This window comes from Pseudomonas sp. TE6283 (assembly GCF_054060555.1).
Genome location: NZ_JBSSDH010000013.1, coordinates 57,824 through 77,237, shown reverse-complemented (window position 1 = coordinate 77,237; position 19,414 = coordinate 57,824). Strand labels below are relative to the sequence as shown.

The following is a 19,414-nucleotide window of genomic DNA, read 5'->3' as shown; positions in this document are numbered from 1 at the left end:
TTGTTCGGTTACACTGCGGTCATCCCAGTGCCGCGGCCCCGACGGGCCGCCCCGACCCCGATAGCGAGAGGTTGTCATGGCTGAATATAAAGCGCCCCTGCGCGATATGCGCTTCGTCCTCAATGAAGTCTTCGACGTGGCCACGCTCTGGTCGCAGTTGCCCGGCCTGGCCGAGGCGGTCGATGCGGACACGGCCATGGCCGTGCTGGAGGAGGCCGGCAAGGTCACCGGCAAGACCATCGCGCCGCTGAGTCGCGCCGCCGACGAAGAGGGTTGCCACTGGGACAACGGTTCGGTGCGTACCCCGGCGGGCTTCATCGAGGCCTACCAGACTTATGCCGAAGGGGGGTGGGTCGGCGTTGGCGGTGATCCACTCTTCGGTGGCATGGGCATGCCCAAGGTCGTCTCGGCGCAGGTCGAGGAGATGGTCAACGCCTCGAGCCTGGCCTTCGGCCTGTATCCGATGCTGACCGCCGGCGCCTGCCTGTCGATCAACGCCCACGCCAGTGAAGCGCTCAAGGAAAAGTACCTGCCGAACATGTACGCCGGCGTCTGGGCCGGTTCAATGTGCCTCACCGAACCCCACGCCGGCACCGACCTGGGCATCATCCGCACCAAGGCCGAACCCCAGGCCGACGGCAGCTACAAGGTCAGCGGCACGAAGATCTTCATCACCGGCGGCGAGCACGACCTCACCGAGAACATCATCCACCTGGTGCTGGCCAAGCTGCCGGACGCCCCGGCAGGTCCTAAGGGCATCTCGCTGTTCCTGGTGCCCAAGTTCCTGGTCAATGAGGATGGCAGCCTCGGCGCGCGCAACCCGGCCACGTGCGGCTCGATCGAGCACAAGATGGGCATCCAGGGCTCGGCCACCTGCGTGATGAACTTCGACGAGGCGGTCGGCTACATCGTCGGTGAGCCGAACAAGGGCCTGGCGGCCATGTTCACCATGATGAACTACGAGCGCCTGGGGGTCGGTATCCAGGGCCTGGCTTCGGCCGAGCGCTCCTACCAGAACGCCGTGGAGTACGCCCGCGACCGTCTGCAGAGCCGTGCTCCGACCGGGCCACAGGCCAAGGACAAGGTGGCCGACCCGATCATCGTCCACCCGGACGTGCGCCGCATGCTGCTGACCATGAAGGCGCTGACCGAAGGCGGTCGAGCGTTCTCCACCTATGTGGCGATGCAGCTCGACAGCGCCAAGTACAGTGAAGACGCCGCGGTCCGCAAGCGCAGCGAGGAGCTGGTGGCGCTGCTGACCCCGGTGGCCAAGGCCTTCCTCACCGACCTGGGCCTGGAGTGCACCGTGCATGGCCAGCAGGTCTTCGGCGGCCATGGCTACATCCGCGAATGGGGCCAGGAGCAACTGGTGCGCGATGTGCGCATCACCCAGATCTACGAAGGCACCAACGGTATCCAGGCGCTGGACCTGGTCGGCCGCAAGGTGGTGGCCAGCGGCGGCGCCTACTACGCGCTGTTCGCCGATGAGATCCGCCAGTTCATCGCCACTGCCGGCAGCGAGCTGGGTGAATTCACCAAGCCGCTGGCGGCATCCCTTGATCAGCTCGATGAGCTGACCGCCTGGGTGCTGGACCAGGCCAAGGGCAACCCCAACGAAATCGGCGCGGCCTCGGTCGAGTACCTGCACGCGTTCGGCTACGTCGCTTACGCCTACATGTGGGCATTGATGGCGCGGGCGGCCAAGGCCGGTGAAGGGGATGCCGACTTCTACGGCGCCAAGCTGGGCACGGCGCGGTTCTACTTCGCGCGCCTGCTGCCACGGGTTCACTCGCTGGTGGCATCGGTGAAGGCGGGGAGCGAGTCGCTCTATCTGCTGGACGCCGCGCAGTTCTGACCATTGCGGGCTGCGTAGCAGTCCGTTGCGGCTCAAGGCCGCTCTTGCAGGGGGATGCAATCCTTCTGCAGGGGCGGCCTTTTGCTTTGTCAGGGTGGTGTGTTTGTGCAAGGGCTGCTTTTGTAAGCTTTGGCTTACACGACGTAGTGACGTTTCGCCTCTTTCCTAAGATTGGATCCACGGTTACTCTTTCTTACATGGACGTAGCGCAGGACGCGCAATGGACAGAGCAGGACGCCTTACACGGAAGTAGCGCAGGAAGCGCGAAAAGATAGAACAGGGACACGAAGGATTTCCTGCCAGGACGGCGGGGTGATAGGGATGTCGAAGGGAAACAGTCTGGAAAACCCCGCTTAGGCGGGGTTTTCTTTGCGCGCGTGTTTTTCAGCCGAGCACATCCAGTGGCGAGGCCCCCAGCTGGCGCGGATCGGCTTCCTCTTCCAGCAAGGTCCGCAGCAGCTCTACCGAAGCCTGCTGACGCTGGGCATCGCGGAACACCAGGCCGACCTTGAGCGGCACCCGCGGCTCGCTCAGGGGCTTCCACAGCAGTTCCTGGTCGTCCTGCGCGGCATCCTTGGCCCGGCCTGGCAGGATCGTCGCCAGCGCCGTGTGCGCCAGGCTGTCGAGGATCCCCGCCATGTTGTTCATCTCGGCCTGCACCTGGGGCCTGCGACCCTGGCTGGCCAGCTGCGCCTTCCAGATCTGGCGGATCTGGAACTCCTCGCCGAGCATCAGCATCGGCAGCTCCGCCGCCTGGCGGATCGAGACTTTCTTGAAGTCTTTCAGCGGGTGGGCCCTGGGGATCACCAGCTGCAGTTCATCCTCGTACAGCAGCAAACCATGCAGCCCGGGCTGACGCGGCGGCAGGTAGCTGATGCCGATGTCCAGCCCGCCATTGAGCAGGCGCCGCTCGATCTGCGACCCCGACAGTTCATAGATCTGCACCACCAGATGCGGCTGGGCCTTGCGCACCCGCTCCAGCAACTGCGGCACCAGGCTTGGCCGCACGGTCTGCAGCACGCCGATGGCCAGGGTGCGCAGCGACTGGCCCTTGAAGTTGCCCATGGCTTCGTGGGCCCGTTGCAGGCCATCGAGCAGGGGCACGGCGTGGTTGTACAGGGTATGGGCGGCCAGCGTGGGCAGCAGGCGCTTGTTGCTGCGTTCGAACAGGCTCAGGTCGAGGCTGTGCTCCAGTTGGCGGATCTGCTGCGACAGTGCCGGCTGTGACAGCGACAGACGCTCGGCGGCACGGCCCACATGGCCCTCTTCGTAGACCGCGACGAAGTAACGCAGTTGGCGGAAATCCATAAGTAATACTTATCGAAAAAGCTGGAAAAACGAAATGGCCGCAAATTGGCCGCAAGCCTAGTCTATCGCCGTATTCCAGCGGGTTACAGCGTTCTTCAAGGCGATTGTTACCCCGAATGAAAAACACTTTTGATAGGCAAGGCAAAATATCCGATTCCGGCGCCAGACCGGAACCTTGACCGCCCACCCGTGATTGGCCGGAGCCCCGATGAACCTGTTCAACCTGCGCCGCTCGGCGCCCGCCGTCGCCGAGTCCACGCGTGCTCCGGTGATCGAGCCGGACGGCGTGCAGCTCTCCCGCGAGCGGCTGATGCCCAGCACCGAGCGTGCGCAGCAGGTGTTCGTGCGTGGCCAGGGTTCCTGGTTGTGGGACAGCGAGGGGCATGCCTACCTGGACTTCACCCAGGGCTGCGCGGTCAACAGCCTGGGCCACAGCCCAAGCGTGCTGGTCAAGGCGCTGGGCAACCAGGCCCAGGCGCTGATCAACCCTGGAGCGGGCTATCACAGCCGCGGCCTGCTGAGCCTGGTCGAGCTATTGTGCCAGCGCTCTGGCAGTGACCAGGCTTACCTGCTAAACAGCGGCGCCGAAGCCTGCGAGGGCGCGATCAAGCTGGCGCGCAAGTGGGGCCAGCTGCACCGCAACGGCGCCTATCACATCATCACCGCCAGCCAGGGCTGCCATGGCCGCTCCCTGGGCGCCTTGTCGGCTTCCGACCCATTGCCGTGCAACCGCTGCGAGCCCGGCTTGCCGGGCTTCAGCAAGGTGCCGTTCAACGACCTGGCGGCGCTGCACGCGGCGGTCGACTCGCGCACCGTGGCGATCATGCTCGAGCCGATCCAGGGCGAAGCCGGCGTGATCCCGGCCACCCGTGATTACCTCCAGGGCGTCGAGCGCCTGTGCCGTGAGCTGGGCATCCTGCTGATCCTTGATGAAGTACAGACCGGTGTAGGACGCTGCGGAACTCTATTGGCAGAAGAATCCTACGGCGTGCGGGCCGACATCATCACTCTCGGCAAGGGCCTGGGCGGTGGCGTGCCGCTGGCGGCGCTGCTGGCCCGTGGCCGCGCCTGCTGCGCCGAGCCGGGCGAGTTGGAAGGCAGCCATCATGGCAACGCGCTGATGAGCGCCGCCGGGTTGGCCGTGTTGCAGACCGTGCTGGAGGCGGGCTTCCTCGAGCAGGTGCTGGACAGTGGCCGGCACCTGCGCGATGGCCTGAGCCGCCTGGCGGGTCGCTACGGCCAGGGCGAGGTGCGTGGCCAGGGGCTGCTGTGGGGGCTGCAACTGCGTGAAGACAGCGCGGCGCAGCTGGTCGAGGCCGCGCTGCAGGAGGGCTTGCTGCTCAATGCGCCGCAGGCCGACGTGGTGCGGTTCTCGCCGGCGCTGACGGTGAGCAAGGGCAATATCGACGAGATGCTCCTGCGCCTGGCCCGGGCGTTCGCCCGCCTGCATGCCCAACAGCACAACCGCCGCGAAGTGCCGGCCTGACCGGGTGCCCCGGCGAACAGAATTTCAACGAACCGTCTGGCGTTCCTGCGCATCGCCCCTGGCCTGAAATACATGGCCCGGGGCGTTTTTTTTGCCTGGTGGAACCTCTGCGAGGCACGGCTAGTCTGTGTTGATACACCCTCAAGGAGCGCAGCACATGGACTTCATCCGCATCATCATCGCCATCATCCTGCCGCCGCTGGGCGTGTTCCTCCAGGTGGGGTTCGGCGGGGCGTTCTGGCTGAATATCCTGCTGACCTTGCTGGGTTATATCCCCGGGATCGTGCATGCGGTGTACATCATCGCCAAGCGCTGAAGACCCCGCCGCTCCTACAGGGATGGCGTTGGCTGGCTTAGCAACCGGCAGTAGAACCTCCACTCTTCCTCGAGCGCATGCGCCAGGTTCGCCGCCTGGCGGAAGCCATGCCGCTCGCCCGCGTAGAAATGCCCCTCGGCCTCGATACCGTTGGCCTTGAGCGCCTCAAGCATGCTGCGGGTCTGCTCCGGCACCACCACCGCGTCCAGCTCGCCCTGGAAGAAGATCACCGGCACCTTGATCCGCCCGGCGTGCAGCAGCGGCGTGCGCTGGCGATAACGCTCGGCATCGCACCGAGGGTCGCCGATCAGCCAGTCCAGGTAGTCGCCTTCGAATTTGTGGGTGGCCCGCCCCAGCGCTTCGGGGTCGCTGACGCCGTACAGGCTGGCGCCGCCGCGGAAGACGTCCCGGAAGGCCAAGGCGCACAGGGTGGTGTAACCGCCGGCGCTACCGCCACGAATGAAGGCTTGGTCAAGGGCGATCAGGCCCTGGCCGGCAAGGTGGGCGACTGCCGCGCAGGCATCTTCCACATCACTCGCTCCCCAGTTCAGGTGCAGTGCCTGGCGGTAGGCGCGACCATAGCCGCTGCTGCCCCGGTAGTTGAGGTCGGCGACGGCAAAGCCGCGCTGGGTCCAGTACTGGATGCGCGGGTCGAGTACCGGGTAGCAGGCCGAAGTCGGACCGCCGTGAATGAACACCACCAGCGGCGATGGCCCACCACCCGTGCCTTGCATGGCGGGGTAGAAGAATCCGTGGGCGGTGTCTTCGCCACTGGCGTAACGAATCGGTTGTGGAAGACTGATGTCCTCGGCGGGCAGCACCTCGGCGCCACCTGCCAGCACCTGGACTTCGTGGCTGCGCCGGTCGATAGCGATCACCGCCGGTGGGCTGATCGGCGAAGCGGCTACGGCATAAAGCTGTCCGTCATCCAGCGCCAGGCTGCGGAAACGCGTGTACGCACTTGCATAACGCTCCACCTCGCCATCGGCGCGGCGCAGCCCCAGTTGGCCGAAACCGTCCTCGAACCAACTGGCCAGGTAGCTGGCGGGGCCAAGGGCCAGCCAGGTGCTGGCGCCCAGTTGCCAGGGGGCGGCGGCATGATCGGCGGGCGCGGCGGGCAGGCGTTGCCAGTGTCCGTCGAGTTCGCCCCAGGGCTGCCAGAAACCGTCGCGGTCGGACAGGCAGTACAAGCGGCCTTGCTCATCGAAGCGCGGCTGTTGCAGCGATTCGTCCTGCCCGGCGATGCAGCATGCCGGGCCCCAGGCGCCAGAAGGTTCGCGTTCCCGGCACATCAGGCGGGTGACGGTCCAGGGTTGGGCAGGTCGGTTCCATTCGATCCAGGCCAGTCGGCAGCCGTCGGGGCTCAGCGTGGGTGAGGCGTAGAAGTCGGCCCCTTCGGCCAGGATTTGCCGATGCTGCGTCGAGAGACCCACCAGGCGATGCACGACCTGTTCGCCATGCTGCTCTTCGACGGCCAGCACCTGACCGGCCTGCCACTGCACGTCGCCATAGCGGCAGTCGTCGGCGTGGGTGAGCGGGCGCGGTGGGCTGTCATCCAGGGCCTGCAGGTAGACCTGCTGGTCCTTTTCGTTGACGAACACCAGCCCGTCGTCGCCCAGGCAGAAGCTGCCGCCACCGTACTCATAGACCCGGCTGCGCACACTGAACCCGTCCGGGGTCAGGCAGCGGGCCTGCCGATCGCGCCAGTGCCAGACCCGGCAGGCGCCATCGGCGGGGCGGAACTCGTTCCAGAACACCCCTTGCGCGCCGACCTTGAGCTCGGCGAAATCGGTGCCGGCGGCCACCGCCTGGGCGGCGCTGAACTCAGCCACGGGCGATGACATGGGAATTGCGCTCGTTGCGGAAGGTCATCTGTTCGATCTCCAGCGTTGCGTGCTCGGCCTCCTCGCGGGCCTTGAGGATGATGCCATGGTCCGGCGACTTGCCGCACACCGGGTCGGCCTTGCTGGCATCGCCGGTGAGCATGAAGGCCTGGCAACGGCAGCCACCGAAGTCCTTCTCCTTCTCGTCACACGAGCGGCACGGTTCGGGCATCCAGTCATAGCCGCGGAAACGGTTGAAACCGAACGAGTCGTACCAGATATGCCGCAGGTCATGGTCGCGCACATTGGGAAATTTCACCGGTAGCTGGCGCGCGCCATGGCACGGCAGCGCGGTGCCATCCGGCGTGATGGTCAGGAACAGGCTGCCCCAGCCGTTCATGCAGGCCTTGGGGCGCTCTTCGTAGTAGTCCGGGGTGACGAAGATCAGCTTGCACGGCTTGCCTTCGGCCTTGAGCCTTTCCCGGTACTCGTTGGTGATGCGCTCGGCCCGCTCCAGCTGGGCGCGGGTCGGCAGCAGGCCCAGGCGGTTGAGGTGCGCCCAGCCGTAGAACTGGCAGGTGGCAAGTTCTACGAAGTCGGCCTCCAGGGCCAGGCACAGCTCGATGATGCGGTCGATCTTGTCGATATTGTGCCGGTGGGTGACGAAGTTGAGCACCATCGGGTAGCCATGGGCCTTCACTGCCCGGGCCATCTCCAGTTTCTGCGTGAAGGCTTTCTTCGAGCCGGCCAGCAGGTTGTTCACCTGCTCGTCACTGGCCTGGAAGCTGATCTGGATATGGTCCAGCCCGGCCTGCTTGAACGCGGCGATCTTCTGCTCGGTCAGGCCGATGCCGGAGGTGATCAGGTTGGTGTAGTAGCCCAGGCGACGGGCCTCGCCGATCAGCTCGGCGAGGTCCTGGCGCACCAGCGGCTCGCCACCGGAGAAACCGATCTGCGCTGCGCCCATCTCGCGGGCTTCGGCCATCACCTTGAACCACTGCTCGGTGCTCAGCTCCTTGCCTTGCTCGGCGAAGTCCAGCGGGTTGGAGCAGTACGGGCACTGCAGCGGACAGCGGTAGGTGAGCTCGGCCAGCAACCACAGCGGCAGGCCCACCGGTACCTCAGGCGAGGGTGATCCAGTGTTCGGCACGGGCCACCTCCATGAATTGCTCGATGTCGTCGGCGACTTCGGGCACACCGGGGAACTGCCGCTCGAGTTCGGCAATGATCGCCGCGACATCGCGCTGGCCATCGATGAGCCCGCCGATCAGCCCGGCGCTGTCGTTGAGCTTGATCATTCCCTCTGGGTACAGCAGCACATGGCCCTTCTGCGCCGGCTCGTACTGGAAACGGTAGCCGGGGCGCCAGGCGGGCACCTGTTGACGGTCGAAACTCATAGGGCGATCCCCTTGTGCCAGACCCGCTCGCGGGTGACGCTGTGGTAGGGCGGGCGGTTCAGTTCATAGGCCATGCTCATGGCGTCGAGCATGCTCCAAAGGATATCCAGCTTGAACTGCAGGATCTGCAGCATGCGCTCCTGCCCCTCGCGGGTGGTGTAGTGCTGCAGGGTGATCGCCAGGCCGTGCTCCACATCGCGCCGGGCCTGGCCCAGGCGGGTGCGGAAGTATTCGTAGCCGGTCGGGTCGATCCACGGATAGTGCTGCGGCCAGCTGTCCAGGCGCGATTGGTGGATCTGCGGGGCGAACAGTTCGGTCAGCGAGCTGCTGGCGGCTTCCTGCCAGCTGGCGCGGCGGGCGAAGTTGACGTAGGCGTCGACCGCGAAGCGCACGCCGGGCAGCACCAGCTCCTGGCTGCGCAGTTGGTCAGGGTCCAGGCCCACGGCCTGGCCGAGGCGCAGCCAGGCCTCGATGCCGCCGTCCTCGCCGGGCGCGCCATCGTGGTCGAGCAGGCGCTGGATCCACTCGCGGCGCACTTCGCGGTCCGGACAGTTGGCCAGGATCGCGGCATCCTTCATCGGGATGTTGACCTGGTAGTAAAAGCGGTTGGCCACCCAGCCCTGGATCTGCTCGCGGGTGGCGCGGCCTTCATACATCGCCACATGGTAGGGGTGATGGATGTGGTAGTAGGCGCCCTTGGCGCGCAGGGCCTGCTCGAACTCGGCAGGGGACATCGGCGTTGCGTCGCTCACAGGGCCTCCTTACAACTCGATGCTCATGCCATCGAAGGCGACTTCCACGCCCCGGCGCTGCACTTCGGCGCGTTCCGGCGAGTCTTCGTCGAGGATCGGGTTGGTGTTGTTGATGTGGATAAGCACCTTGCGCTGGCGCGGGAAGCCATCCAGCACCTCGAGCATGCCGCCCGTGCCGTTCTGCGCCAGGTGGCCCATCTCGCGGCCGGTGCGGGTGCCGACGCCGCGGCGCTGCATTTCATCATCCTCCCACAGGGTGCCGTCGACCAGCAGGCAGTCGGCGTCGTGCATCATCTCCAGCAACTTGGCGTCGACCTGGCCCAGGCCCGGTGCGTAGAACAGCTTGCCGCCGGTGCGGGTGTCCTCCACCAGCAGCCCGAGGTTATCGCCCGGGTGCGGGTCGAAGCGGTGCGGGGAATAAGGCGGCGCGGCGCTGCGCAGCGGGAAGGGAGTGAAGCGCAGGTTCGGACAGGCGTCGATGACGAAGCTGCCTTCGAGCTCGATGCGATTCCACACCAGGCCGCCGTTCCAGTGGCTGAGCATGTTGAACAGTGGAAAACCGCTGGTCAGGTCCTGGTGGACCATGTCGGTGCACCACACCTGGTGCGGGCAGCCCTCGCGCAGGCTGAGCAGGCCGGTGGTGTGGTCGATCTGGCTGTCGAGCAGGACGATGGCGTCGATACCGGTGTCGCGCAGGGCGCGCGCCGGCTGCATCGGCGCGAACGCCTGGAGCTGGGCGCGGATGTCCGGCGAGGCATTGCACAGGACCCAGTGCTCGCCGTCGTCGGACAGGGCGATGGACGACTGGGTGCGCGCGGTGGCGCGCAGGGTACCGTCACGGTAGCCCTTGCAATTGACGCAGTTGCAGTTCCACTGGGGGAACCCGCCACCGGCGGCGGAACCGAGGATCTGGATGTACATGGGTACTCTCTAGCCGGAAAGGTTAGCCCGAAAGCCATATCGGAAAAACACAAACGCCCCGGCGGGCCGGGGCGTCTAACTGCGCAGCCGCTTAACGGTTGGCGAAGTACATGGTCACTTCGAAGCCGATACGCAGGTCAGTGTATGCAGGTTTGGTCCACATGGGTTTGCTCCTTCCGGATGGGGTTTGGGTGGTCGGCTCATTATTGGGTACTCCCCGCAAAGAGAGGTTCCATTGGCCGAGATTGCGCTATCTTACAAGAAAAATTTGTACCGAAAGGTTAATTCTTCGAAAGGCGCCATTGCATTTGCGGTAACAATCCCGCCGTTTTTTCATAGCCATTCGGTGTCCGGGGCACTGGCATTGGCCAGGCACAACCAACCGTGCCTTGCCTCGAGCAACTGCTGGAGCAACGCATCCAACTGGCCTTGTTCGACTTTGAGGATAGACCTTCGCATGCGCGACAGGTCGGCATTGTGTGTCGCGATATGTGCCTGCCAGGCCCATTGCGTGACATCGGCGTTGGCCATCGCTGTCTCGTCGAACTGATCGGCCAGTTGCGCTCGCGCCGCTGGGGCCAGCGCGACGCCCTGGCGCAGCAGGTCCAGCAGATGGCCCAGGATCTGTGCGTGGCTGGCGTGCGGCGATTGCACGCCGAACAGCAGCCCGGCGTAGCCTTCGAACTGACGAAAGGCGCTGAACACGGCGTAACCCAGTTGCAGCTCGACGCGCAGACGCTGATAGACCGGGCCTTGCAGCACGTGGGCGAGCAGTCGACCGGCGGCCTGCAGATCAGCCGGCAGCGGGCAGAACAGCAACAGCGCGGGCTCGCTGCCCGAAGTCGGTATCTGCCGCCAGTGGCGTCCGAGGATCGGGCGCGCTGGCGAGGGAGCGATCGGTTGTCCCATGAGGCCTTGCAGTGCCGTGCCCAAGGCGCCCTGTTGGGCGGGGGCGAACCCTTGCGCCAAACCCTGCCAGCGGGCGTGCTGCCAGAGTGCGTCGAGCCGCGGCTGGTCCAGGGTGCAGGCCGGCTGCGGTTGCTCTTCACCCATCAGTAAAGCGTCCGGCAGTGCCTTCAGCAGCGCACGGATCGGTATCAGCGGCGCTTCGGCTGCCGCTGGCGAGTACCAATGCTCCTGGGCTGGCGTGCGCAGCAAGGCCAGGGCCTCGTGCGTGGCATTGATCACGGCCAGCGGGTGCCCCGCGAGGCGCAACTGCCAGTAATCGCCAATGGCCTCGAAGCCCAGTCGCAACGCTGCCTGGTCGGCACGCTCGCGCAGGGGTTGCAGACTGTGTTGCAGAACGACCTGCATGCGCTGACGCAGCGGCGAAGGAATGTGCCAACGCAGGTCGAGGCTCGCAAACTGACGAGAGGGCGGCAGGCAGTCACCGAGACCAAGTCCTGCTGGCAACGGCGTGTCGATCATGGGAAGTTCGGTTGCCAGCAGCGCTTCATCGGGGGGCAATTGCCAGTCTCCGGCATCCGCGGAAGGCAGGTCCCACAGCAGTGCAGCGAAGGCTTCCAGGCCTTGTGTTCCCAGCCCTGCGAAAGGCCGGCCGGCACTGTCGCGCTGTGCCAGTTCCATTGCGCTGGCGGCCTGTTCGTGGCGTTGCTGCAGGCGGGCGAAGCGGTCGTTCAGCGGCTTGTGGTCCTGTTGGCGCAGAAAACCCAGCCAGCCGTGCAGCAGCTCCCGGGTCTTGTCCGGACAAGCCTGGTCCGACAGCTGCAACTGGACATGCCAGAGCAACTGCCCGGCATGGGCGTGAAGTTGTTGCGCCTTGCAGCCCTGCAGCCAGCCGCGCTGGCGCAAGGCATCCAGCCAACCGCCGGGTCGGCTGTCGGTGAGCTGGGCCAGCAACAGCTCGAGTGCCTGCTCTGCGCCATCCGGCAGTCCATCATGGGCGAACAGCAGGTCGTGGCGGTTGCCCCAGGCGTCTGGTTGTCCCAGCGGCGCGTCGAGCAAGGCGGGTGGCCGTTGCCGGGCGACGCTTTCGCCCTTGGCGAACAGACCACCGAACTGCCTGCCCAGGTGCGCCAGCTCATCCAGCGGCTGCGGGCCGGCCAGGCTCAGGGTGAGTTGCCCGCCTTGGTAGAAGTCGTGGTGGAACTGCCTCAGCCCTTGCTGGAAGGCATCGTTTTCCAGCGGCAGGCTGTGCCGGTTGCCGGCGTGAAAGCCGGTGAGCGGATGGCGTGCCGACACCGACTGCAACAAGGCGAACTGACGCTGGGCGTCGGGATTGCACGACCAGGCGATGAACTCGGCATGGATCACCTCGCGCTCGCGGCGCTGGCGCGCGATGGCGAAGTCCGGCTCGGCGAGCATCTGGCACAGACGCTCCAGCCCACCGGTCAACGCTATGGGGGGCACGTCGAAGAAGAAGTCGGTGGTGCGTTCGCGGGTACTGGCGTTGACTTGGCCACCCAGGCCCTGGACGTAGCGCATCAGGCCGTCGTCCAGCGGAAAACGCCTGTTGCCGAGGAAGAACAGGTGTTCGAGAAAGTGCGCCAGGCCCGGCCAGCGCGCGGGTGCGTCATGGCTGCCGGCCTGCACCCGCAAAGCCGCCGCCGCACGCTTGAGGCGTGGGGCGTGGCGCAGGGTCAGGTGCAGGCCGTTGGCGAGGGTGAGGTGGCGAATGGCGTCGGACATGACGCCATGCTAGCGCGCAATGCCGAGGTTGTCTGTTCTGGCCCTGTCGCTGTTAATGCAGATCCCGACGCAGGTCCGCCAGGTAGGGAAACGCCTCCCGCCCTTTCAATACCCGCTCGCGTTGCAGGTCTGCCAGCAACAGCCCCTCTTCGTCCCCGGCCATCGCCAGCACATCACCATCCGGCCCGACGATGCTGCTCTGCCCGCAATACTGGATCTCGCCTTCGCTGCCGCAGTAGTTGGCGTATACCAGATAACACTGGTTCTCCTGCGCCCGCGAGCGCACGGTCACCTGGCAGACGAAGTCGTAAGGCGCCATGTTCGCCGTCGGCACCAGGATCAGCTCGGCGCCGTCCAGCGCCAGGCGCCGGGCGTTCTCCGGGAATTCGATGTCGTAGCAGATCAGCAGCCCGACCTTCCAGCCGTCCAGCTCGACCACCGGAAAGTGATCGTCGCCCGGGCTGAACATCGAGCGGTCCAGCTCGCCGAACAGGTGGGTCTTGCGGTAGTTGCACAGGCTGCGGCCATGGGCGTCGATCAGTTGCGCGCTGTTGTGGATCGACCCGTCCTCGGCCCGTTCCGGATAGCCGTAGACGATGGCGATCCGGTGCGCCTGGGCGATCTCGACGACACTCATGGCCGAGGGACCGTCCTCGGACTCGGCCAGGCGTTCCACCTGGTCCAGGCCGATGTTGTAGCCGCTTAGGAACATCTCCGGGCACACCAGCAACTGCGCGCCGCGGGCGGCGGCCTGCTGGGCCTGGTGCTGCAGGCGCTCGAGATTGCCGGGCACGTCCAACGGCTTGGGCGTGCCCTGGAACAGGGCGATGCGCATGGCGCTACTCCTTCGCTCAGTCGGCCAGGGCGATCGGGCCGATCTCGTGGAACACATCGCCCGGGCCGGGGTTGTCCGGGTGGGTCTGGCCACCGAAGTGGTTCATGATACCCCACACCGCATTGAGCGAAGTCTGCACCGCACCTTCCACCCAGGCCGGGGTCCACGACACGTCGTCACCGGCGATGAAGATGCCGCGCTGTTCGGCGGGCATATCCTGCTGCATGAAGTGCGCGTACATGCGCTGGTTGTAGCGGTAGTGGCCCGGCAGCGCGCCCTTGAAGGCGCCGAGGAAGTGCGGGTCGGCCTCCCACGAGATGGTGATCGGGTCGCCGATGATATGCCCGGCGATATCGGTCTTGGGGTAGATCTTCTTCAGTGCGTCGAGGGCCAGCTGCACGCGCTTTTCGGTCGGGTGCGGCAGCATCTTCAGGGCGTCGCTCATCCAGGCGTAGGACAGGCAGATCACCCCTGGCTTGTCGTCGCCGTTGTCGAACAGGTAGGTGCCGCGGGTCAGGCGATCGGTGAGGGTCATGCTCATCAGGTCGCGGCCGGTTTCCGGGTCCTTGTCCTTCCAGAACGGCCGGTCGACCATGACGAAGGTCTTCGACGACTGCATGTAGCGGGTGCGGTCCAGGGCCATCCACATCTTCTGCGAGAACAGCGACTCCTCGCAGTCGATCTGGGTGGTCAGCAGCCAGCTCTGGCAGGTGGTGAGCACCGCCGCGTAGTGGCGCACGTCGCCATAGTTGTCGGTGACCGCCAGGCGCCCGTCGCTGGCCCGGGCGATGCGCTTGACCCCGGTGCGTGGCGCGCCGCCGTGCAGGCCGCTGAGGCTGATGCCGGCCGGCCAGTGGGCGCAACGTTCCGGCACATGGCGCCAGATGCCCTGCGGCACCTGCTCGACGCCGCCGACCACCAGGTGCTGGTGATCGTCGCAGTTGGTCATCACCACGCGGAAGATTTCCAGCATCGAGTTGGGGAAGTCCGAGTCCCAGCCGCCGGTGCCGAAGCCGACCTGGCCGAACACCTCGCGGTGCTGGAAGCTCAGCTTGGCGAACGAGCGCGAGGTGGCGACGAAGTCATAGAAGGTGCGGTCGTCCCACAGCGGCACCAGCTTGTTCCACAGGTCCTTCAGGCGCGGCACGTCGCGGTCGCGGATGGCCTGCTGGATATCGCCGAACTGCGCGCCGCTCTCCAGGGCGTCGGCCCAGGCGTCGGCCACTTCGTGGAACAGCTGCGGCAGGTCGGCGGATTTTTCGGCGTAGTAGGTCTGGCCTTCTAGGTCTATCACCGTGCTGCCCGAAGCCGGGGTCAGCGGGTTGGGGAAAGGCTTGGTCTCCAGGCCCAGCTTGTCGACGTAGTGGTAGAACGCCGTGGACGACACCGGGAAGCGCATGCCGCCCAGTTCGGCGACGATGCCGTCGGTGCCGTTGAACGCCTGCGAGCGCAGCCGGCCACCCAGCTTGGAGGCCTCGTACACCACGGGCTTGAGGCCCAGCTTCATCAGCTCGTAGGCCGCCACCAGCCCGGCGATGCCACCACCGACGATCGCCACCTCTTCGCCATGGCGCTCCTTGGGAATGCTGCCCAGGCCAGCCGGGTGCTCCAGCCAGTCGTCGAAGGCGAACGGGAAGTCGGGACCGAAGATGGTGATGGGTTTCTTGCCGTCGGCGGGGTGGCGGTTTTTCTTGTTCATGTAATGACCTTGCCAGGGGCTGCGCAGGGGGCGGAGCCTGAGTATAGAGAATGCCTGGTGGCCATTTTATGAAGTGGGGTGTTCGTTATTAAGGTGCAGAGTGGCGTCGTTATGTGATTTGTTTCGTCATAATGTTATATTTTTTGCATAAAATGACGATTGCAAACCGGTATCAGCTGCTCTCTTTGTGGGAGCGGGCTTGACCCGCGATCACCGGCGGAGCCGGTGCCATACACCGCATCGCGGGGCAAGCCCGCTCCCACAAAATCTACTTCGCGCTGGAGAGAATCAGCTTGGTCCTACAGAGACATGTAATAACAGGAAGTATCCTACGAGCCATGTAGCCTCGGTCTGGCAGTTTGGGAGAACCCTTCGCGGTTAACTTCAGCCGGTCACCGCCTATTCGGTGATCGGGCGTGAGAACCCTCTTCCAACTTGAGCGCCGAGGCATGCGTTATGGCAGCCTTGCGCGGGCAGGCTTTTGCCTGGCCGGTTTCCAAGTTGGCCGGATTCTCACCCCGCGTACGGCTGCCACCAATTCCCGTGAGAAGGATGCAGATGGCAGTAATCCCTGGCTCAACTTGGATACTGCGCTATGAAAAAGATCGTCCCCGACCCACCCCTCGCCCTGAACCCGACCACCGAGCAGTCCTTCTGCTCCTGCCAGTCCAGCCATCCCCCCATCTTCACCGTGCGCCCCGGCGTCGATGCCGCCGACGCCCTGGTCCACGCCAGCATGCTGGCCCGGGCCATCCAGGAAATCGCCGACGACTACGCCCAGCACCATGCCCCCGAGGCGGGGCGGGCGATGATCTGGTCGATCCTGCATTCGGCGGAAACGGTGCGCGCGCTGTTGGAAGGGCTGCTCGACGCGATGGAGGCTTGATGGTCGGGGGCCGTGGTCAGCCCGGCTGGCCGCGGTCTACCTTGCTGCTGAGGATGATCGACGTGGTGGTCTTCTCCACCCCATCCAGGCTGCCGATCTGGTCGAGCAGTTGGTCCAGTTGCTCTGGCGAATCACTGTTCAGCCACGCCACATAATCAAACTCGCCACTCACCGCGCACAGTTGCTGTACCTGGCCCATGGCGCCCAGGCGACGCACGATGTCCTTGCCCGAGCGTGGCTGCGCCTTGATCCCCACGTACGCCTGCAGTCCGCCGCCCAACAGGCGCTGGCCCAGGCGCACGCCATAGCCGGTGATGACCTTGCTCTTCTCCAGCCGCGCCAGGCGCGAGTTCACGGTGGTGCGGGCGATACCCAGCTGGCGGGCGAGGGTGGCGACGCTTTCGCGGGCGTTGATCTGCAACAGGGCGATCAACTGGCGGTCGATTTCGTCGAGGGTGATGGCACGGGCGTCTGGCATGGCGAGTCTCGGCATAGGGTGCACTAGCCTAGCCAGCCTGGGGCCGATGAGAAAGAGGCGGGTGGAATATTCGAAGCAGGCGTGTAGTGAAGTCACGCTATGCCAGCAGCCTTGGGCCAGACACTGAAGGTGTCTGCCCCAAGGCTGTCGGTGGGTTGCGTCAGCGTGCGGCGCTGGTCTGCGCCGTGGTGGCGCAAGGCGACTTCAGGCCGGCGGTCATGCTCTCGACGTTGTCGAGCATCTGGTTGCCCTGGTTGACCTTCTGGGCGTTTTCCGCCAGTTGCATGCGCTGGTCATAGGTGGCCGAGGTGCCATTCATGCTGTGCTTGGTTTCCAGCACCGAATTGGCGATGCTCAGCAGGCTGCGGCCGGTGGAGATCAGGTTGTCGGTCGTGCTGGGCGTGCAGGGCGCATTGCCGCCGGCCATCTGGCTGGGTTGCTGGCCCTGGTTGTAAGTGCCCGGCGCCACGCAACCGGCGAGTGTTACCAGCATGGGTGCAATGAGCAGGGCCCCAAGCGTTCCTTGGATGTTCATGTGACGTTCCCTCGATCACTGGGCTCCGACCCGGTGCCGAAGCGATGGAGGGATTCTAGAAACGGGGCCTTGGCGGCGAAATAGAACGGGTGTGCTAAAGGCACTTTGCCGCTGCTCAGAGCGACCCGAACTACAGATCCAGGGGAAGCTGGGCACTGTACCGCCAGTGTATTGTTTTTTGTACCGCGGAGCGGTCAGGTTTTTCGGCCATGACGTTGTTCTCCTGGTGAAAATGTGATCAAGGTTGTTGCACGGTGGCAATTACACACCTAAGATGCCCGCCTTCTCTCACCCGACAGCAAAGGAGGTACATCATGCAACAGTTGATCACCCTTTGCAGGTCGCGCCTGGCTTGATCGCATTCGCCGCTACTCGTTAGCGGTACCGCAACGCCCGGCCTCTGGCCTGCCAATCCGAACATCTTTTTGTTTCAACCCATCAGGATTGGACTATGGGCACTTGCATTCGCAATTTGTCCGACGGCGCCGTATTGGTCGCCGCGGACGACACCTGGATCGAAGGAAAAGCGATCCAACAACTCGAAACCACCGCTCGCCTAGGGGGCATGCATCGGGTGGCCGGCATGCCGGACCTGCATCCGGGGCGTGGCTATCCGGTCGGCGCGGCATTCTTTTCCGTGGGGCGTTTGTACCCGGCACTGGTCGGCAATGACATCGGCTGTGGCATGGCGCTGTGGCGCACGGACATCCCGACCGCCAAGCTGCATCTGGACAAGCTGGAGAAACGCCTTGGCAACCTCGACCTGCCGCTCGACGAGACGTGGCAGGAGGCCGTCGCCAGCTTCGGTTTGCCTGCCACGGGGCACGAGCGTTCTCTAGGCACCATTGGTGGTGGCAACCACTTCGCCGAGCTGCAGCAACTCGATGAAAGCTACGACGATGCGGCCCTGGCAGCCTTGGGCATCGAGCGCAAACACCTGCTGTTGCTGGTGCACAGCGGCTCGCGTGGCTTGGGCGAGGCGATCTTGCGTGAGCAGGTCGACCTGTTCGGTCATCACGGCCTGGAGGCGGGCAGCGAGGCCAGCACTCATTACCTGGGCCGGCACGACGGCGCGCTGCGTTTTGCCGAAGCCAACCGTCAGTTGATTGCCCGGCGCATGCTCGACCGCTTGCGTGCCGATGGCGATGTACTGCTCGACATCAACCACAACCTGGTGTCGCCAGCGCAGGTCGACGGGCTCGATGGTTGGCTGCATCGCAAAGGCGCCACACCGTCGGATCAGGGGGCGGTGGTGATCCCTGGTTCGCGCGGCGACTACAGCTACTTGGTACAGCCGATCGCCGACGAGCGCAGCCTGTTGTCCCTGGCCCATGGCGCCGGACGCAAATGGATGCGCAGCGAGTGCAAGGACCGCCTCGCCTCGCGCTACAGCGTCGAGCAACTGAGTCGTACGGCACTGGGCAGCCGCGTGATCTGCGCCGACCGGGCGCTGATCTACGAGGAAGCGCCGGAGGCCTACAAGGCTATCGACTCGGTGGTGGGTGCCTTGCGTGAAGCGGGGTTGGTTCGCGTGCTGGCACGACTGAAACCGGTGCTCACCTACAAGACGCGCGGAGGGTGCTGCTGATGATCCTACTGCAACTCTCGGCGGCTCAGGGGCCGGAAGAATGTGCCCTGGCAGTGGCCAAGGCATTGCTCAGGCTGCAGGCCGAAGCGGATGCCCAGGCCGTGGCGGTACGGATACTCGAAGAAGAGCCGGGGCCGCGGCGCGGTACCTTGCGCTCGGTGTTGCTGGCACTGGATGGCGAGCAGGCCGAGCGCCTGGCGGATCACTGGACGGGCTCGCTGCAATGGACGTGCAGCAGTCCGTACCGGCCGGGGCATGCGCGCAAGAACTGGTTCTTTGGGGGCGCACGGTTTGCGCCACCGGCACCGGAATTGGCGAGCGAGATCCACTTCGAGACCTTGCGTTCGTCCGGGCCGGGTGGTCAGCATGTCAACACCACCGACTCGGCAGTGCGCGCCACGCACCTGGCCAGCGGCGTCAGCGTCAAGGTACAGAGCGAGCGTAGCCAGCACGTCAACAAACGCTTGGCGCTGCTGCTCATCGGTCAACGCCTGGCGCAACTGGCAGAGCAGGTCGACAGCGAACTGCGCGCGGAGCGGCGGTTGTTCCATCACCGCGTCGAGCGTGGCAATCCGCGTCGGGTGTTTCGTGGCGAGCGCTTCGAGCCGGCTGACGAGTAGATTGTGAGCGAATAGTCGTCGAGCAAAAGTCAGGCCGGGCGGCGTAGGCGATGCCGGGCCCACAAAAACGGATGAGGAAAGGACCCGGCTCGCACTCGGTTTACGAGTTGCAAATGAGCATTCCGTATCCGAGGCGATCCGGCCAAAAACACAAAAGCCGCGCATTGCGCGGCTTTCTGTTTGGTGGGCCCACACGGACTCGAACCGTGGACCAAAGGATTATGAGTCCTCTGCTCTAACCGACTGAGCTATAGGCCCTCAGCAGG

Annotated in this window: 18 protein-coding genes and 1 tRNA gene; 6 read left to right on the top strand and 13 right to left on the bottom strand. The window is 65.1% G+C overall.

The genetic code is table 11. The annotated features are described in order from the left end of the window. Window positions 1-76: 76 nt before the first annotated feature. Window positions 77-1,855, top strand: a complete 1,779-nt coding sequence (locus tag ACVWZ5_RS17685; RefSeq protein ID WP_084942040.1) for an acyl-CoA dehydrogenase C-terminal domain-containing protein — start codon at window positions 77-79, stop codon at window positions 1,853-1,855. A gap of 384 nt (window positions 1,856-2,239) precedes the next feature. Here the strand turns inward: ACVWZ5_RS17685 and ACVWZ5_RS17680 are convergent, their stop codons facing one another. Next, window positions 2,240-3,163, bottom strand: coding sequence for a LysR family transcriptional regulator (locus ACVWZ5_RS17680; protein ID WP_062575424.1), 924 nt, complete (start codon window positions 3,161-3,163; stop codon window positions 2,240-2,242). Window positions 3,164-3,371: 208 nt separating this feature from the next. Between ACVWZ5_RS17680 and ACVWZ5_RS17675 the strand changes: the two genes are divergently transcribed. Together ACVWZ5_RS17675 and ACVWZ5_RS17670 are read left to right on the top strand one after the other, a co-directional pair. Next, on the top strand, window positions 3,372-4,649 hold the full coding sequence (locus ACVWZ5_RS17675) for an aspartate aminotransferase family protein (protein WP_062575423.1): 1,278 nt from the start codon (window positions 3,372-3,374) through the stop codon (window positions 4,647-4,649). 157 nt (window positions 4,650-4,806) lie between these two features. Then, window positions 4,807-4,965: a YqaE/Pmp3 family membrane protein gene (locus ACVWZ5_RS17670; RefSeq protein WP_009681539.1), complete on the top strand. Its 159-nt coding sequence runs from the start codon at window positions 4,807-4,809 to the stop codon at window positions 4,963-4,965. Window positions 4,966-4,979: 14 nt separating this feature from the next. Here ACVWZ5_RS17670 and ACVWZ5_RS17665 read toward each other — a convergent pair whose 3' ends face one another. The 9 genes from ACVWZ5_RS17665 to ACVWZ5_RS17625 form a co-directional block, all read right to left on the bottom strand. Then, complete coding sequence (locus tag ACVWZ5_RS17665) at window positions 4,980-6,809, bottom strand: prolyl oligopeptidase family serine peptidase (RefSeq protein WP_457340763.1); 1,830 nt, start codon at window positions 6,807-6,809, stop codon at window positions 4,980-4,982. Then, window positions 6,790-7,938: a pyrroloquinoline quinone biosynthesis protein PqqE gene (gene pqqE, locus ACVWZ5_RS17660; protein WP_062575421.1), complete on the bottom strand. Its 1,149-nt coding sequence runs from the start codon at window positions 7,936-7,938 to the stop codon at window positions 6,790-6,792. The genes ACVWZ5_RS17665 and pqqE overlap by 20 nt, the downstream gene beginning before the upstream one ends. After that, window positions 7,910-8,185, bottom strand: coding sequence for a pyrroloquinoline quinone biosynthesis peptide chaperone PqqD (gene pqqD / locus ACVWZ5_RS17655; RefSeq protein WP_050703489.1), 276 nt, complete (start codon window positions 8,183-8,185; stop codon window positions 7,910-7,912). Before pqqD ends, pqqE begins: the two co-directional genes overlap by 29 nt. Further along, window positions 8,182-8,919, bottom strand: coding sequence for a pyrroloquinoline-quinone synthase PqqC (pqqC, locus tag ACVWZ5_RS17650; protein WP_172402407.1), 738 nt, complete (start codon window positions 8,917-8,919; stop codon window positions 8,182-8,184). Before pqqC ends, pqqD begins: the two co-directional genes overlap by 4 nt. Before the next feature lie 27 nt (window positions 8,920-8,946). Beyond that, window positions 8,947-9,858, bottom strand: coding sequence for a pyrroloquinoline quinone biosynthesis protein PqqB (gene pqqB, locus ACVWZ5_RS17645; RefSeq protein ID WP_084942036.1), 912 nt, complete (start codon window positions 9,856-9,858; stop codon window positions 8,947-8,949). Between the two features lie 91 nt (window positions 9,859-9,949). Then, window positions 9,950-10,021, bottom strand: coding sequence for a pyrroloquinoline quinone precursor peptide PqqA (pqqA, locus tag ACVWZ5_RS17640; protein ID WP_003243383.1), 72 nt, complete (start codon window positions 10,019-10,021; stop codon window positions 9,950-9,952). 170 nt (window positions 10,022-10,191) lie between these two features. Then, window positions 10,192-12,507, bottom strand: a complete 2,316-nt coding sequence (gene pqqF / locus ACVWZ5_RS17635) for a pyrroloquinoline quinone biosynthesis protein PqqF (protein ID WP_457340762.1) — start codon at window positions 12,505-12,507, stop codon at window positions 10,192-10,194. Between the two features lie 52 nt (window positions 12,508-12,559). Next, window positions 12,560-13,342 (bottom strand): carbon-nitrogen hydrolase family protein, encoded by a 783-nt coding sequence (locus ACVWZ5_RS17630; RefSeq protein WP_457340761.1) that lies wholly within the window; start codon window positions 13,340-13,342, stop codon window positions 12,560-12,562. A 16-nt stretch (window positions 13,343-13,358) separates the two neighbouring features. Beyond that, complete coding sequence (locus ACVWZ5_RS17625) at window positions 13,359-15,041, bottom strand: flavin monoamine oxidase family protein (protein WP_457340760.1); 1,683 nt, start codon at window positions 15,039-15,041, stop codon at window positions 13,359-13,361. A gap of 595 nt (window positions 15,042-15,636) precedes the next feature. Here ACVWZ5_RS17625 and ACVWZ5_RS17620 point away from each other — a divergent pair. Next, window positions 15,637-15,927: a DUF3077 domain-containing protein gene (locus ACVWZ5_RS17620; protein ID WP_028689051.1), complete on the top strand. Its 291-nt coding sequence runs from the start codon at window positions 15,637-15,639 to the stop codon at window positions 15,925-15,927. A gap of 16 nt (window positions 15,928-15,943) precedes the next feature. Here ACVWZ5_RS17620 and ACVWZ5_RS17615 read toward each other — a convergent pair whose 3' ends face one another. Beyond that, window positions 15,944-16,405, bottom strand: a complete 462-nt coding sequence (locus ACVWZ5_RS17615; RefSeq protein ID WP_028689050.1) for an Lrp/AsnC family transcriptional regulator — start codon at window positions 16,403-16,405, stop codon at window positions 15,944-15,946. Between the two features lie 160 nt (window positions 16,406-16,565). Next, window positions 16,566-16,940: a hypothetical protein gene (locus tag ACVWZ5_RS17610; protein ID WP_062575416.1), complete on the bottom strand. Its 375-nt coding sequence runs from the start codon at window positions 16,938-16,940 to the stop codon at window positions 16,566-16,568. Between the two features lie 451 nt (window positions 16,941-17,391). On the opposite strand from ACVWZ5_RS17610, the gene ACVWZ5_RS17605 reads away from it, so the two are divergent. Both ACVWZ5_RS17605 and prfH read left to right on the top strand, forming a co-directional pair. Next, a complete protein-coding gene (locus ACVWZ5_RS17605) occupies window positions 17,392-18,528 on the top strand; it encodes an RNA ligase RtcB family protein (RefSeq protein WP_062575415.1) in 1,137 nt (378 codons plus the stop codon). Continuing rightward, window positions 18,528-19,148, top strand: a complete 621-nt coding sequence (gene prfH / locus ACVWZ5_RS17600; RefSeq protein WP_457340759.1) for a peptide chain release factor H — start codon at window positions 18,528-18,530, stop codon at window positions 19,146-19,148. The genes ACVWZ5_RS17605 and prfH overlap by 1 nt, the downstream gene beginning before the upstream one ends. Window positions 19,149-19,329: 181 nt before the next feature. On the opposite strand, the gene ACVWZ5_RS17595 is transcribed toward prfH, so the two are convergent. Next, window positions 19,330-19,406, bottom strand: a tRNA-Ile gene (locus tag ACVWZ5_RS17595). Window positions 19,407-19,414 lie beyond the last annotated feature (8 nt).